The sequence below is a fragment of the Cupriavidus sp. HE11 genome, from assembly GCF_056097175.1.
Genome location: NZ_CP184465.1, coordinates 109,936 through 124,101, shown reverse-complemented (window position 1 = coordinate 124,101; position 14,166 = coordinate 109,936). Strand labels below are relative to the sequence as shown.

Genomic DNA, 14,166 nt, shown 5'->3' with positions numbered 1-14,166 from the left:
CATGGAAGATACCCTGACCGACCTCGTGGACGCCCCGGACACCGGCACGGCGCCGGCACGAAAGGACAACCGCAAGGAAGACCGCCATTTCGTCACCGCGCTGGCGCGTGGGCTCGACGTGCTGGCCTGCTTCCGCTCGTTCGACGCCGAACTCGGCAATGCCGAACTGGCGCAGCGTTGCGGCCTGCCGAAGTCGACCATTTCGCGGTTGACCCACACGCTGACCGAACTCGGCTACCTGCAGGCACTGACCGACCCCGTGCGCTATCGCCTGGGCAGCTCGGCGCTGGCACTGGCGCCTGCCGGGCAGGAAGGCGCCGACGTGCTGTCGGTGGCCAAGCCATTCATGCGCGAGCTGGCCGAATTGTCGCAGGGCGTGGCGTCGCTGATCGTGCGCGACCGCGGCCGCATGCTGATCTACGAAAACTGCCAGTCCGAGAGCTATCTGACGCTGCGGGTGCCGGTGGGCAGCCGGGTTTCGGGCCTGACCACCGCGGCGGGCCGCGCGTATCTGCTGGCCCTGTCGCCCGCCGAACAGCGCCAGGCACTGACCGCATTCCGCGCCGACGACAAGGTCAGTGCCACGCAGGCCGAAGGCATCCTGTCGACCTGCCGCAACGAACAGCGCCGGCTGGGCTGCACGACATCGTTCGGAGAATGGCTGCCCGATATCAACTCGATTGCGCTGGCGTTCCGTCCGGGCTCGTCGCTGCCGCCGATGACGCTGAGCTGCAGCGGCCCCAACGCCCTGGTGCCGCCCGCCCACCTGCTGGAAAAGGTCCGGCCGCTGCTGCAGCAGCACATCCGGGGCATCGAGGCGGCGCTGGGCGTGGCCGCCTGAGGCCTGAATACCTGAAAGGCCAGAACGACGGCATTGCCGCCGCGCGTTCAGCGTGACGGCGGGCCGCCGTCGTCATCATGCTGTTCCGGCGGCAGCTTCCTGGTCAGCCTGCCGTCGAAGCGTGCGTGCAGGCTGTTCTCCAGCCTGCCGCCGAGCCGCAGCAACAGCATGCCCAGCGTGAGCGCCATCACCACGATCGCGTAATAGCCGGCACCCGATGCCGCGCCCAGGATGGCCGCCAGCCAGATGCCCGCCGCCGTGGTCAACCCCTGCGGCCGGTCATGTACGCCGTGCCGGGCAATCACGCCTACGCCCAGGAAACCCACCCCGGTCAGCAGACCCTGCAGCACGCGCGACATGGCATCGGCCGGGTGCCCGTTGAGTGTCACCACGCAGACGGCCGTGGCGGCGCCCAACGCCACCAGCCCCAGCGTGCGCATGCCGGCCGCCTTGCCGTGCAGGTTGCGGTCCAGGCCGATGATGGCGCCCGCGGCAAGCCCGCCCAACAGGCGCCAGAAGAGTTCCAGGGAGAATTGGTCCATGTCGGCTAGCTTAGCGCGTGACGCGTCGACATGACAGCCGGGATTGCCGTACGATGCGAGTTCACCTGCCCTCGTCCCACGGAACCGTTTCCATGCCCCATCTGATTGTTGAAATCACCGAAAACACGCGCCTGACCTGCTCTCCCGAGGAATTGCTGGACGAAGCGAATGCCGCGTTGCTGTCGAGCGGCCAGTTCCAGGAGCCCGATATCAAGTCGCGCTGCGTCACGCTGTCGACGTTCCGCCAGGGCACGGAACCGGCCGATCGCGCCTTCGTGCATGCCACGCTGCAGATCCTGGACGGCCGCGACCAGGCCGTGCGCAAGCAGCTGGGCGAACTGGTGGTAAATGCGATTTCGGAAATGGTGCGTCCGGGCGCGCCGGGGCAGACCGTGCAGGTCACGGTGAACGTCGTGGAAATGGAACGGGCGACGTTCTCGAAACAGATTATCGGGGGCTGAATATCCGGCGCGATTGCCGGTTGACGTGGGGATGGCCGATGTCACGCACGCCGATCCTGACCTAAGCTGAAACCTCTGGCAGGCCACGCCGGCCGCCGGTCACCGAGAGACATCGCCATGGACACCCCCTTCCACCAGTTTTCCGACCTCTTCGCACAGCTTGGCCTGCCGTCCGACGAGGCCAGCATCCGGGCCTTTATCGGCAAGCATTCGCCGCTTCCGGAAAATGTCGATCTCTGGGACGCACCCTTCTGGACGCCGGCACAGGCCACGCTGCTGCGCGACGAGATCGTCGAGGATGCCGACTGGGCCGAGGCCGTCGACCAGCTCAACCTGGCGCTGCGCGCGCCCGCCTGAGCCGTGCCGCGCGCGAGCGGCACGTAGAGCCTTGGTCCGATGGACGGGAGCGCGGGATCGGCGCTACCATGGGCTCATCCACCATCCAGGTGATTGCGACCTGCCACCCGCCGCCTTGCGGCGGGCGTGCCAGTACGCCACGGAGATATCCATGCTGCTGCGCCGTCAAGCAAGCCAACTCGCATTGCTCGCCGTGCTGTTCGCCGGCCTGACGCCCGCATTCCACGGGCATGCGCAGACGCCGCAGGCGTCGCCAGGCGACGCCGCCATCAACGACGCGATTTCCGACGCGGTACGCCAGGGCTCGATCCGCTTCCAGCCCACCCCGTCGCAACCCCCGACACTCGAGGAACAATGCGACCAGCTGGCCCTGCAGATCGGCGAAACCCCGAACCGCACCTACCGGCCGTCGACCGCGCCGGTTGAAAACAGCCAGGGCAACGAGGTCTCGACGGTCCAGCGCGACCGCACCCGGCGGCAGCTGCAGAAGGTCTATCAGGAAAAATGCATGCAGTAGCGGACCATCGATCCGCTACTGCCAGGCAGGGCAGCCCTTGGTGACCGGAAGCGCGCAGGAAAGAGCCTTATTAGTAACTTCCCTCGGCAGCAGCAAGCTGCTACTACAGCTACTACCCAGGCCACCCGCCTCGACCGCTCAGGTCACCGGGGCCGGGTTGAACAGCGCCAGCGAGTTGTGCAGGCCGTGGTGCTCGGCCCAGGTCTTCTTGCGGCCGCTGGCAACGTCGATCATCAGGCGGAACAGCTCCCAACCCACATCCTCGATGGTGGCTTCGCCCGTGGCGATGCGGCCGGCATTGACGTCCATCAAGTCGTGCCAGCGGCGCGCCAGGTCGCTGCGCGTAGCCACCTTGATCACCGGCACTTCGGCCAGGCCATAAGGCGTGCCCCGGCCCGTGGTGAACACGTGCAGGTTCATGCCGGCGGCCAGCTGCAGCGTGCCGCAGATAAAGTCGCTGGCCGGCGTGGCGGCGTAGATCAGGCCCTTGGTCTTGACCTTGTCGCCGGGCGACACCACGCCAGAGATCGGCGCGCTGCCCGATTTCACGATCGAACCCATGGCCTTTTCGACGATATTCGACAGGCCGCCCTTCTTGTTGCCCGGCGTGGTGTTGGCGCTGCGGTCCACGCGGCCACGGTCCAGGTATTTGTCGTACCAGTCCATCTCGCGGATCATCGCCTCGGCCACTTCCGGCGTGGCGGCGCGCGAGGTCAGCTGGTCGATGCCGTCGCGGACTTCGGTCACTTCCGAGAACATCACCGTGGCGCCGGCACGCACCAGCAGGTCCGTGGCAAAGCCGACGGCCGGGTTGGCGGTGACGCCCGAGAACGCATCGCTGCCGCCGCACTGCACGCCAACCACCAGCTCGGAGACAGGCACCGTCTCGCGCTTGCGGGCATTGAGCGCCTCCAGGTGCGGAATCGCCATCTGCACGATCGAATCGATCATCGAGCCGAAGCCCACGTGCTTGTCGTCCTGCAGGCAGACCACGCCCACCTGCACCTCGCCGGCACCGGTCTGGATCGGGATCGTGCCCGGCGGCATCAGGCGCTCGGGTTGCAGCTTCTCGCAGCCCAGGCTCACCATCATGGCCGTTCCGCCAAAATTCGGGTTCAACGCGATATTGCGCAACGTGCGGATCGGCACCACGGCGTCGGGCGCATCAATTGCCACGCCGCAGCCATAGGTGTGTTCCAGCCCGATCACGTCATCGACGTTCGGATACTTCGGCAGCAGTTCGGACTTGATGCGCTTGACCGCGTGGTCGACCACGCCCGCCACGCACTGCACGGTCTGGGTGATCGCCAGGATGTTGCGGGTGCCCACCGAGCCGTCCGGATTACGGAAACCTTCGAACGTGTAGCCTTCCAGCGGCGGCAGCGGCTCGGGCAGGCGCGTGCCGATCGGCAGGTCGGTCAGGCCCGGGGCCACGGGCATCTCGATCACGCGCTCGTTGACCCAGCTGCCGCGCGGCAGATCCTGCAGCGCATAACCAATGGTCACGTTGTAGCGCGTCACCGCGTCGCCCTTCTTCAGGTCGACCAGTGCCACCTTGTGGCCCTGTGGCACGCGTTCCACCAGGGTCAGGCCGCACGGAAACACCGCGCCGGCGGGCAGGCCGCCATCATTGGCGACGATCGCCACGTTGTCATTGGCGTGGATGCGGATGTACAGCGGCGGACGTTGCTCCGCTGCCTGGGCGTTCTGTACCGACAGGTCCGACATGGTGGGGATTCCTTCTTTATTGGGGGTGCTTCAGTTCGACGCGGCGAATGTCCTTGACGATCACCAGGTAGCTCAGCACGGTCACCAGGGCGTTGATGCCCACGAAGACCAGCGCGCCGTTGAACGAGCCCGTGGCGCTCAGGATATAGCCGATCACGATCGGCGTCACGATGCCCGCGATATTGCCAAACGTGTTGAAAATGCTGCCGGCCAGGCCAATCACTTCCTTGGGCGCCGTATCGGCCACCACGGCCCAGCCCAGGGCGCCGATGCCCTTGCCGAAGAACGCCAGCGCCATGATGCCGACGACCAGCCATTCGGCATCGACGTAGTTACAGGCAATCATCGATACCGACAGCAGCATGCCCGCGACGATCGGCACCTTGCGGGCCAGCGTCAGCGAATGGCCGCGGCGCAGCAGCGTGTCGGAAATCACACCGCCCAGCACGCCGCCCAGGAAACCGCAGATGGCCGGCAGCGAGGCCACGAAACCGGCCTTCAGGATCGACATGCCGCGCGCCTGCACCAGGTACACCGGGAACCACGTCAGGAAGAAGTACGTCAGCACGTTGATGCAGTACTGGCCCAGGTAGACGCCGGCCAGCATGCGGTTGGTCAGCAGCTGCCTGGCGTAGAACCAGCCGGCCGGATTGGCCGCCTTGCCATCCTTCCTGGCTTCCTCGCCTTCGCCCATGTGGATCAGGCCACCGCCCTGCGAGATATGGTCCAGCTCGGCCTGGTTCACGCCGGTGTGGGTGGCCGGGCTGCGCATGACCTTGAGCCAGACCAGTGCCAGCAGCATGCCCATGATGCCCATCCACAGGTACACGTGGTGCCAGCCCCAGCTATGGACGATCCACGCCATCAGCGGCGTGAACACCACGGCGGCAAAGTACTGCGCCGCGTTGAAGATGGCCGACGCGGTGCCGCGCTCGGCGGTCGGGAACCAGCTCGCCACCACCTTGGCATTGGCCGGGAAGGCCGGCGATTCCGCCAGGCCCACGGCAAAGCGCAGCGCGAACAGCACGGTGATGGCCTGGCCGATCGTGGCAAAGACGCCAATCCAGCCTTGCAGCAGCGTGAAGAACGACCACAGGAAAATACTGAAGGCATAGATGCGGCGCGCGCCGAAACGGTCGAGCAGCCAGCCGCCCGGAATCTGCGCCATCACGTAGGCCCAGCTGAAGGCCGAGAAGATATAGCCCATCTGCACGGCCGAGAACCCGAACTCCTCGCGCATGGCGGGGCCGGTGATGGACAGCGTGGCACGATCGGCGTAATTGATCGTGGTCACGATAAAGATCAGGGCAAGGATCCAGTAGCGGACGTTGGTGCGGCGGGCACCGGATTCGGCGGCCGCGCTGGAAGTGGGTGTTGCGTTCATCTGGGTCTCCTCACAGCCGGTGGATCTGGATGCGGGAATGCGTCTGGACCGGCTTGTGATATGTCGTCGTACGACCAGAATTATAGAGACGGGGTTCCTTCCACCGCAGTGCGCGTTTACCCTGACCTGGTGCATTTAGCTGCGTCGCAGTGCATCGGCCGATGTCACCCGATATGGCTGGCTTTCAATTGGCTTGCGGCTTTGCGGGGAATCATGCCCTGCCCGCCACTCCGCCACAAGCGCGCCGGAAAACCGCCCCGGCAGCCCCTCCACCGTCCGTTTCCCTGCCCTTTGCACCGGGGTTTTCCCTTGGTTTCACCCATACCGCTTGCATGGTCAAGTTGTTAGTTGTACGATGACTTATCTCGCAGCATTCACAACGATGGACCAAGGTACCAACCGGCCCTTGATCCACACCTAAACCACCATTCGCCATGTGGCGATCAGGAAGAGCGACATGACTACACCGCAAGAACTGAAGCAGATTATCTCGGAAGGCCTGCTCTCGTTCCCCGTTACCGATTTCGACGCACAGGGCAACTTCCGCGCCGACACCTATATCGAGCGCCTGGAATGGCTGGCGCCGTACGGTGCCTCGGCCCTGTTCGCCGCGGGCGGCACCGGTGAGTTCTTCTCGCTGACGCAACAGGACTACTCGAACGTGATCCGCACCGCGGTGGAAACCTGCCGTGGCAAGGTGCCCATCCTGGCCGGCGCCGGTGGCCCGACCCGCGTGGCGATCGAGTACGCCAAGGAAGCCGAGCGCCTGGGCGCCCACGGTATCCTGCTGATGCCGCACTACCTGACCGAAGCCAGCGAAGACGGTATTGCCAACCACATCGAAGAGGTTTGCAAGGCCACCAAGTGCGGCGTGATCGTCTACAACCGTGCCAATTCGCGCATCGGTGCCGACCTGCTGGCAAAGGTCGTGGACAAGTGCCCGAACCTGATCGGCTTCAAGGACGGCGTGGGTGACATCGAGGCCATGGTACGCGTGCGCCGCAAGCTGGGCGACCGCCTGGCCTACCTGGGTGGCCTGCCCACCGCCGAAGTCTACGCCGCTGCCTACAAGGCGCTGGGCGTGCCCGTGTACTCGTCGGCCGTGTTCAACTTCATCCCGAAGACCGCGATGGACTTCTACCGTGCCGTGGCCGCCGACGACCACGCCACCATCGGCCGCCTGATCGACGACTTCTTCCTGCCGTACCTGGACATCCGCAACCGCAAGCATGGCTACGCCGTGTCGATCGTGAAGGCCGGCGCCAAGCTGGTTGGCCACGACGCAGGCCCGGTGCGCGCGCCGCTGACAGACCTGACCGAAGAAGAAGTGGCACAGCTGGACGCCCTGATCAAGAAGCTGGGTCCGCAGTAAGTCGTACCGTATTGAGTTGAAGCGTTGAGAGCCGACACAAGTCGGCTCTTTTTTTGCCCGATCCCCCGCCTTGCAAGCAGCAGGGATGCCCCCCCGCATCCGTATTCACCCTGATTCCACACCCACGTCCGCCGAAACGCGCGATCATTGCCCCATCGACCGATGACGGAGGCCCGACATGGCAACGCAGTCAGACGACAAGGCAACCGAGCCGCTGGTGCTGCACGACAGCAGCGATGGCGTGGTGACGCTGCGGCTGAACCGTCCGCAGCAGTTCAACGCCCTTTCCGAAGCCATGCTCGCCGCGTTGCACGATGCGCTGCAGGGCATTGCCGTCGATGACAGCGTGCGTTGCGTGATCCTGGCCGCCGAGGGCAAGGCGTTCTGCGCCGGCCACGATCTGCGGGAAATGCGCGGCCAGCCAGACCTTTCCTACTACCAAACCCTGTTCGCCCAGTGCAGCGTGGTGATGCAGGCCATCCAGGCGTTGCCGGTACCGGTCATTGCACGCGTCCATGGCATCGCCACCGCCGCCGGTTGCCAGCTGGTGGCAAGTTGCGACCTGGCGATAGCGTCCACGCGGGCGCAATTTGCCGTGTCCGGCATCAATGTCGGACTGTTCTGCTCCACGCCGTCGGTGGCGCTGTCGCGCAACGTGTCGACGAAACGGGCTTTTGACCTGCTGGTGACGGGCCGCTTCATCGACGCCGAAACGGCAGCCAACTGGGGGCTTATCAACGAAGCCGTGGCCGGGGACGATCTCGATGCCGCCATCGCGCGCAAGGTGACGCAGATCCGGTCGAAAAGCCCGACCGCCATCCGCTATGGCAAGGCCATGTTCTACAGGCAGCAGCCGATGCCGCTGGCCGACGCCTACGCGTACGCAGGCGACGTCATGGCCCGCAACATGATGGAAGAGGATGCCGGCGAAGGCATCGACGCATTCCTGCAGAAGCGCGAACCGCACTGGAAGCAGTGATGGCCGGAGGCCACGGCCCCCCCGCTGCCCCCCCTACCCTGGCACCCCTGCCACGCCCGCCACTTCGCCAAGCACGCCGCGCAGCCATGAAATCGCGGGATCCGCGTGATTGCGCGGGTGCCATGCCGCACTGAGCGTGAACCCGGGCAGATCGAACGGCAACGCGAACGCATCAAGCAGCGTCGCGCAGCGGGCCACCAGCCGTGCCGGCATCGTGCACACATGATCGCTGTGGCAAAGGAGATCGGGCACCACCGTGAAGGTCTGGACCGATGCGACGACCTCGCGTGACCGTCCCTGCAACTGAAGCTGCTCGTCGACGAAGCCAAAGAAGCTGCCGCCGCTCGTGGACACCAGCACGTGACGCAGTTTGCAGTAGGCATCCAGCGTGAGCCGGCGCCGTCCCCTGGGATGTGCCTTTCGCTGTGCCATCACAAACGTTTCGTCTACCAGCTTGCGGGCCCGCATGGTGGGCGGGACCATACGCTCCGAGCCAATCAGCATGTCGACGTCGCCCGACTCCAGCTGCCCGGCGATTTCCGGCTGCCGTGCATGCACGAAAGCCACGCGCACGCCATCCCCTGCAATCCCGGGCAGCCGCTCCAGCAAAGCCATGCCCAGCGTGGACGTCGCGTTATCGCTGGCCGCGATGACGAAGCGGCGCGTATCGACCATTGGATCGAACTCGGGCCGGCGGCGCACGACCGATTCCAGGTCCTTGAGCGCCGCGTGCAGCGGGTCCACCAGCGCCAGGGCCCGGGCGCTGGCGATCATGCCGCGCCCGGTGCCGGCCGGCATCAGCAATGGGTCGCCGAACAGCCGGCGCAGCCGCGCCAGCTGGGCCGACACCGCTGGCTGCGTGAGCCCGAGCCGTTCCGCCGTATGCGTGACATTGCGCTCCGCCAGCAAGGCATCCAGGGTGACCAGCAGGTTCAGGTCCACCCCTTCGAAATCGACCATGCTTATACCTCGAATAGTTGGCATTGATTTCAAAGATAGGTCCGCGCCACCTAAAGTAGCAAGGCCCCGTAGCCATGCCCCCTTTTCCGGAGACCCGTCATGAAAGCCTGGATCCTCGACCAACCCGGCCAACCGCTTGCCCTGCGCGAGATCGACGTACCCGACGTCCGGCCCGGTGCCGTTCTCGTGCGCATGGAAGCCGTACCGCTGCTCAGCTACACCCGCGACTATCTGACCGGCGCGCTGCCGTACATGTACCCGTCCGGCCCGTTCACGCCCGGCACCAACGGTATCGGCACGATCATCGAGACCGGAACGGGCGTACATCAATTCCGGGTCGGACAGAGGGTGGCGGTGAATCCGTACCTGACGAGCGCGGAAAGCGTCGACGCACCGGCCGAAATCCTGATCGGCCTGACCGGCATCAGTGCAGACAGCGGTCCGCTGCTGAGTGATTTCCCGCACGGCACGTTGCGCGAGATCGCCGAGTTTCCGTCTTCGACCCTCATTGCGCTTGACGGACTGGACCACCTTGCCTCGGACCGGTTGGCCACGCTATCGCGGTTTGCCATCCCGTTCGGCGGCCTGCGCCGTGGCCGGCTGGTGGCGGGTGAGACGGTCGTGGTCAATGGGGCATCCGGTGCATTCGGCTCGGCGGCCGTGTTGATGGCGCTGGCAATGGGTGCTTCGGCCGTGGTTGCGCTGGGGCGTCGTGCCGGTCCGCTCGACGCATTGGTACGCATCGGCGGCGACAGGGTACATCCGGTGATACTGACCGGCGACACTGCCACCGACCGGGCGGCCATCCGGCAGGCGGCCTCGGGCGCCGCCGACCTGGCGTTCGACATGGTGGGGCAAGCCACCACGCCAGACAGCACGCTCGCGGCGCTGCACAGCCTGAAACGGCGCGGCCGCATGGTGCTGATGGGCAGCATGAGCGTGCCGCTACCGCTGCCCTACGGCGAGATGCTACGCAACAGCTGGGAGATGATCGGCCATTTCATGTACACGTCGGCCGACTATCGGGCGCTGGTGGCAATGGCGCGTGCCGGACAGCTTCCGCTCGATGCCATCCACGTGAGGGGTTTTCCGTTCGATGCCATCGAGTCCGCCATCGACGCCGCCGGTGCGCAGGCCGGACTCGATGCGACGGTGGTGTCTTTCCCTGGCGGCGGTGTTTGACATTGACGTCTTGCACCATCCCCGCCCCGGCACCTGCCCGCACGCACCACAACCGACCCCGGCATGCGCCGTGACGGTGAAAAATACCCATAATTCGTCCAATTTTCGTTGGCCCGAAACCTGCGATGGTTGTGGTCGAAGAGTAGAAGCGTTCAACCGCCTGTTCCCTGACCGACCCATCGGCGCAGGCAGGCGGCAGGAAATTGCTCTTGATGTCCGCGCCGCCGCGGAACTCGAGAGCCAGAGATTTCCTGTTTTCCCAGGCATCCAGCGTTCCCGGTCGGCCGGACCCGTTCAACTTTTCCTGAACCCGGAACGACATGACCGAAACCACCCTCTCCCTGCACGAACTGGCGCGCGAGTCGCGCATGGGCGCCCATGGCACCGAGACCGATGCGCGCGAGATCCGCCGCATCGACCTGTCGGATTTTGACCAACGCAAATCCGAGATTGCCGACCAACTCTGGCAGGCTGGCGTCGAAATTGGCTTCTTCCAGCTGGAAAACCACGGCATCGACCTGGCAGCCGTGCGCGAAGCGTTTGCCATGACCGAACAGTTCTTCGCGCTGCCTGACACGGTCAAGGGCCAGTATCCGCTGGAGAAAGCGAACAACGCGGGCTGGGAAACACGCGCGCAGGTGCGCCCATCCACCGGCACGCCCGACCAGAAGGAGTCGTACCAGATCACGCGCCCGCATATGGCAACGCTCTGGCCCACCGACGCCGAACTGCCCGGCTTCAAGGCCACGATGCTTGCATTCGAACGTCAATGCTGGGATGTCGGCATGAAGGTGTTGTCCTGCTTCGCCGACAAGCTTGGATTCGACGCGGACTTCTTCGAGCGCGCGCACGACCCCGCTGCCCCCGACTACCAGAGCACGCTGCGCCTGCTGCACTACTACGCGATTCCCCCCGAGGCGCAGGACAAGCTCGATCTCTGGCGTGCCGGCGCGCATACCGATTTCGACTGCCTGACGCTGCTGTTCCAGCGCCAGGGTCAGGGCGGCCTGCAGGTATGCCCGGGCAAGGAGATGGAAGCCCAGGCATGGACACCGATTCCGCCGGACGAGGACGTCATCACCTGCAACATCGGCGACATGCTGATGCGCTGGAGCGATGACCGCCTGCCGTCGAACTTCCACCGCGTACGCAACCCGCTGCCGGGCGAGTACATGGGGCCGCGCTACAGCCTGGCGTTCTTCTGCCAGGCCAACCGCAATGCCATGATCGAGGGGCCGGCAAAGCAGCATCCGGCCATCACGGCGGGGGATTTCCTGCGTCAGCGCGTGGCGGCGAACTTCAAGGCGTATTGATTTTCGGGCGCCAGACAGGCGCCCAAAAATCAAAAAACCCCGTGCTCTTGCGAGACACGGGGTCTTAAGCCGCCCGGCACCTGCACTGGGCAGGCATCGGGCTGGCGACTACCAAAGGGATCGGCTATCAGGCCGCAGCGTCCTTCAGCTTCTTCAGCGGACGGACCTTGACCTTGACGCTGGCCGGCTTGGCCGGGAACCAACGCTCTTCACCCGTGAACGGGTCCTTGCCGAAGCGCTTCTTCTTGGCCGGCACTTGCTGTGCGGTCACCTTCAGCAGGCCCGGCAGCGTGAATTCGCCAGCGCCCTTCTTGTTCAGCGCGCTAACGATGGTGTTTTCGAGGTGAGCCAGCACCGTCTTCACGGCCTTGGCTTCGAGCTGGGTTTGTGCCACCAGGTGAGCGACCAGGCTCGACTTGTTGAAGGTGTCCTTCAGCGGCTTCACGGCCGGAGCAGCAGCGGGAGCAGCCTTCTTGGCCGGAGCGGCGGCCTTCTTTGCGGCAGCCTTCACGGGTGCCTTGGTTGCTGCGGCCTTCTTGGCAGCAGGCTTGGTTGCAGTCTTCGCGGTCGGTTTCGCTTTGGTCGCCATGTCGATATACGAGAGTTGAAGATTGATGTCCCGGCCCCTTGCATCCACCGCAGCGTAGCGCTTGGCATCGCGTGCGAATCGTGCTGGCCGGCACGCACTGAATCATAGCGGAAACAACCAGAAGTAAAGGGGTTTTCTCACATGCGACAGGTCAAACCAAGTGAAAACCCCGGGTTTTGTCGCTGGTTTGCGTCAGCAAACACGCTGCGGAGCACTACGTCCCCCCACTTTCGCGTGTGACAGACGCCGCGAATGCAGAAAAGTTTCCGCGAATCAGTGCGCGTGCGCGGCCATGGCTTCGCGCGTTTCGCGCGCCAGGCCCAGCGCAAAAGCGGTTTCGGCCACCAGGAACAGCGGCCCCACCAGCAGCCCGACAAGGTCGTCGACGAAAGCCGGCTTGCGTCCCTCGAAGTAGTGACCGACGAACTGGATGACCCAGCCCGCCACGAACAGGCCAATGCCCGTCGCCAGCCACGCCATGGTGGAAAGCGCGGCAATCCACGCACCCACCCACACGAAAACCGCAAGGATCGCGGACATCGCCACGCCAAAACCGAACGACAGCCGCAGGTAGAACAGACACGCCAGCACGTAGACGACGATGGCCGGCGTCACGAATAGCGCGCCGTCGCCGAGCGGCATGACGGGCCGGCCCAGCAGCGCGGTCACCGCCAGCACGATCATCGGAATCCCGACGAAATGGGTGCCCACGTTACGGCTGTCGCGGTGGTAGGCTGCGTAGCTGGACAGATGATCGATCAGGGTTTTCACGGGGCGTCTCCTCTTTTCTGGCTGGTTTTCAGGCGCTTCTGGTCGCTCTGGATCACACCGTGGTGGCGCGCCGGCAGCGGTCGGCGCCCACGCCCGTCAGACCACGTTGCGCGCCGGGTTTTGATGTGGATTTATATTAGTGACGCGCTGCGTGCTCCGGAAGAGGGACTACCCGCCATTCGAGCCGCCCTACTAATTCCTGAAGCCCCCCTCGATATGCGCCCCGTAGACGAGATTCCCGCCCTTGCGATCGACCAGCGCGATGCCTGGCTCGGACGGATCGGCATCGACACCGCCCCGCCGCCCACGCTGGACACGCTGAACACCCTGATTGCCGCCCACCTGCGGCATATCCCGTTCGAGAACCTGACACCACTGGTAGGCCGGCGCGTGCAGATCGATCTGCCAGCGGTATTCGACAAGCTCGTCGTCCAAGAGCGCGGCGGCTACTGTTTCGAACTGAACACGCTGTTCTGCGCGGGCCTCAAGGCATTGGGATTCGCGGTGACGCCACTGGCCGCCCGCGTGCGCTGGAACGTGCCCGACGAGCGTCCCACCGGGCTGTCGCACATGCTGCTGCGCGTGGAAGTGGCGCACGAAAGCCATGTGGCGGACGTCGGCTTTGGTGGCCCTACGCCGGATCGCGCGCTGGCGCTGTCACTGCCGGCAGATGCCGCATCGCCCTACCGGCTGCTGCCCTCCCCGGCCGCAGCAGCGGGCACGAGCTTCCATGCCTATGACCTGGCCGTCCGCAATCCGGATGCCGGGGCCAGCAGGAATGCTGACGATGCAGATGACTGGCGCGTGCTGTACCGCTTCGACCTGACGCCGCAGCCGCAGATCGACTACGTGGCGCGCAACTGGTACGTGTCGACACATCCCGACAGCCACTTCACGCAAATGCTGATCGCCGCCCGTACGGACGCCGACGGCACGCGACTGTCGCTTGGCAACGGCAGCCTGACCGAGCGCATGCCCGACGGCACGGTGCGCAAGACCGAACTGGCGACGGCTGGCGACGCCATCGACGTGCTGGCCAACCGCTTCGGCATCCGTATCGATGACGACCTGCGCGCGGCGCTGGCCGCACGGTTGCCGGCCGTGCTGGCGGCACGCTAGCGTGTGCGCACGCCGGTCCGCCCGGGACCCGGAGGGTTCCGCGCTGCGGCA

General features: G+C 65.3%; 15 protein-coding genes. 9 read left to right on the top strand and 6 right to left on the bottom strand.

What is annotated here, in order from left to right; genetic code table 11:
* Position 1: 1 nt before the first annotated feature.
* Positions 2-841, top strand: a complete 840-nt coding sequence (locus ACOABP_RS18020) for an IclR family transcriptional regulator (protein WP_474229232.1) — start codon at positions 2-4, stop codon at positions 839-841.
* A gap of 47 nt (positions 842-888) precedes the next feature.
* Here the strand turns inward: ACOABP_RS18020 and ACOABP_RS18015 are convergent, their stop codons facing one another.
* Positions 889-1,383, bottom strand: a complete 495-nt coding sequence (locus tag ACOABP_RS18015) for an MgtC/SapB family protein (RefSeq protein ID WP_474229231.1) — start codon at positions 1,381-1,383, stop codon at positions 889-891.
* A gap of 92 nt (positions 1,384-1,475) precedes the next feature.
* On the opposite strand from ACOABP_RS18015, the gene ACOABP_RS18010 reads away from it, so the two are divergent.
* From ACOABP_RS18010 to ACOABP_RS18000, 3 genes are all read left to right on the top strand, one after another.
* Positions 1,476-1,844, top strand: coding sequence for a 5-carboxymethyl-2-hydroxymuconate Delta-isomerase (locus tag ACOABP_RS18010; RefSeq protein ID WP_474229229.1), 369 nt, complete (start codon positions 1,476-1,478; stop codon positions 1,842-1,844).
* Between the two features lie 117 nt (positions 1,845-1,961).
* Positions 1,962-2,201, top strand: a complete 240-nt coding sequence (locus ACOABP_RS18005; RefSeq protein WP_066740421.1) for a DUF2789 domain-containing protein — start codon at positions 1,962-1,964, stop codon at positions 2,199-2,201.
* A 151-nt stretch (positions 2,202-2,352) separates the two neighbouring features.
* Positions 2,353-2,718 carry a hypothetical protein gene (locus ACOABP_RS18000; protein ID WP_474229227.1) on the top strand — a complete coding sequence of 122 codons (366 nt, stop codon included), beginning with the start codon at positions 2,353-2,355 and terminating at the stop codon, positions 2,716-2,718.
* Between the two features lie 138 nt (positions 2,719-2,856).
* Here the strand turns inward: ACOABP_RS18000 and garD are convergent, their stop codons facing one another.
* Positions 2,857-4,446: a galactarate dehydratase gene (gene garD, locus ACOABP_RS17995; protein ID WP_474229226.1), complete on the bottom strand. Its 1,590-nt coding sequence runs from the start codon at positions 4,444-4,446 to the stop codon at positions 2,857-2,859.
* Between the two features lie 16 nt (positions 4,447-4,462).
* Positions 4,463-5,830 (bottom strand): MFS transporter, encoded by a 1,368-nt coding sequence (locus tag ACOABP_RS17990; RefSeq protein WP_474229224.1) that lies wholly within the window; start codon positions 5,828-5,830, stop codon positions 4,463-4,465.
* A gap of 457 nt (positions 5,831-6,287) precedes the next feature.
* Here ACOABP_RS17990 and kdgD point away from each other — a divergent pair, with 457 nt between their 5' ends.
* Together kdgD and ACOABP_RS17980 are read left to right on the top strand one after the other, a co-directional pair.
* Entirely contained in the window at positions 6,288-7,202 is a 915-nt protein-coding gene (kdgD, locus tag ACOABP_RS17985) for a 5-dehydro-4-deoxyglucarate dehydratase (RefSeq protein WP_474229222.1), read from the top strand.
* A 178-nt stretch (positions 7,203-7,380) separates the two neighbouring features.
* A complete protein-coding gene (locus tag ACOABP_RS17980; RefSeq protein WP_474229221.1) occupies positions 7,381-8,181 on the top strand; it encodes an enoyl-CoA hydratase in 801 nt (266 codons plus the stop codon).
* A 33-nt stretch (positions 8,182-8,214) separates the two neighbouring features.
* Here the strand turns inward: ACOABP_RS17980 and ACOABP_RS17975 are convergent, their stop codons facing one another.
* The gene (locus tag ACOABP_RS17975; RefSeq protein ID WP_474229219.1) at positions 8,215-9,141 is read right to left on the bottom strand and encodes a LysR family transcriptional regulator; all 927 of its coding nucleotides are present in this window, start codon (positions 9,139-9,141) and stop codon (positions 8,215-8,217) included.
* A gap of 99 nt (positions 9,142-9,240) precedes the next feature.
* Here ACOABP_RS17975 and ACOABP_RS17970 point away from each other — a divergent pair, with 99 nt between their 5' ends.
* Positions 9,241-10,323 (top strand): zinc-binding dehydrogenase, encoded by a 1,083-nt coding sequence (locus ACOABP_RS17970; RefSeq protein ID WP_474229218.1) that lies wholly within the window; start codon positions 9,241-9,243, stop codon positions 10,321-10,323.
* Between the two features lie 320 nt (positions 10,324-10,643).
* Complete coding sequence (locus ACOABP_RS17965; protein ID WP_474229217.1) at positions 10,644-11,636, top strand: isopenicillin N synthase family dioxygenase; 993 nt, start codon at positions 10,644-10,646, stop codon at positions 11,634-11,636.
* Positions 11,637-11,763: 127 nt separating this feature from the next.
* On the opposite strand, the gene ACOABP_RS17960 is transcribed toward ACOABP_RS17965, so the two are convergent.
* Together ACOABP_RS17960 and ACOABP_RS17955 are read right to left on the bottom strand one after the other, a co-directional pair.
* Positions 11,764-12,225, bottom strand: coding sequence for an HU family DNA-binding protein (locus ACOABP_RS17960; RefSeq protein ID WP_066740433.1), 462 nt, complete (start codon positions 12,223-12,225; stop codon positions 11,764-11,766).
* A gap of 273 nt (positions 12,226-12,498) precedes the next feature.
* Positions 12,499-12,996 (bottom strand): Mpo1 family 2-hydroxy fatty acid dioxygenase, encoded by a 498-nt coding sequence (locus ACOABP_RS17955; protein WP_474229215.1) that lies wholly within the window; start codon positions 12,994-12,996, stop codon positions 12,499-12,501.
* Between the two features lie 216 nt (positions 12,997-13,212).
* On the opposite strand from ACOABP_RS17955, the gene ACOABP_RS17950 reads away from it, so the two are divergent.
* Positions 13,213-14,115 carry an arylamine N-acetyltransferase family protein gene (locus tag ACOABP_RS17950; protein ID WP_474229214.1) on the top strand — a complete coding sequence of 301 codons (903 nt, stop codon included), beginning with the start codon at positions 13,213-13,215 and terminating at the stop codon, positions 14,113-14,115.
* The last annotated feature ends 51 nt before the right edge of the window (positions 14,116-14,166 follow it).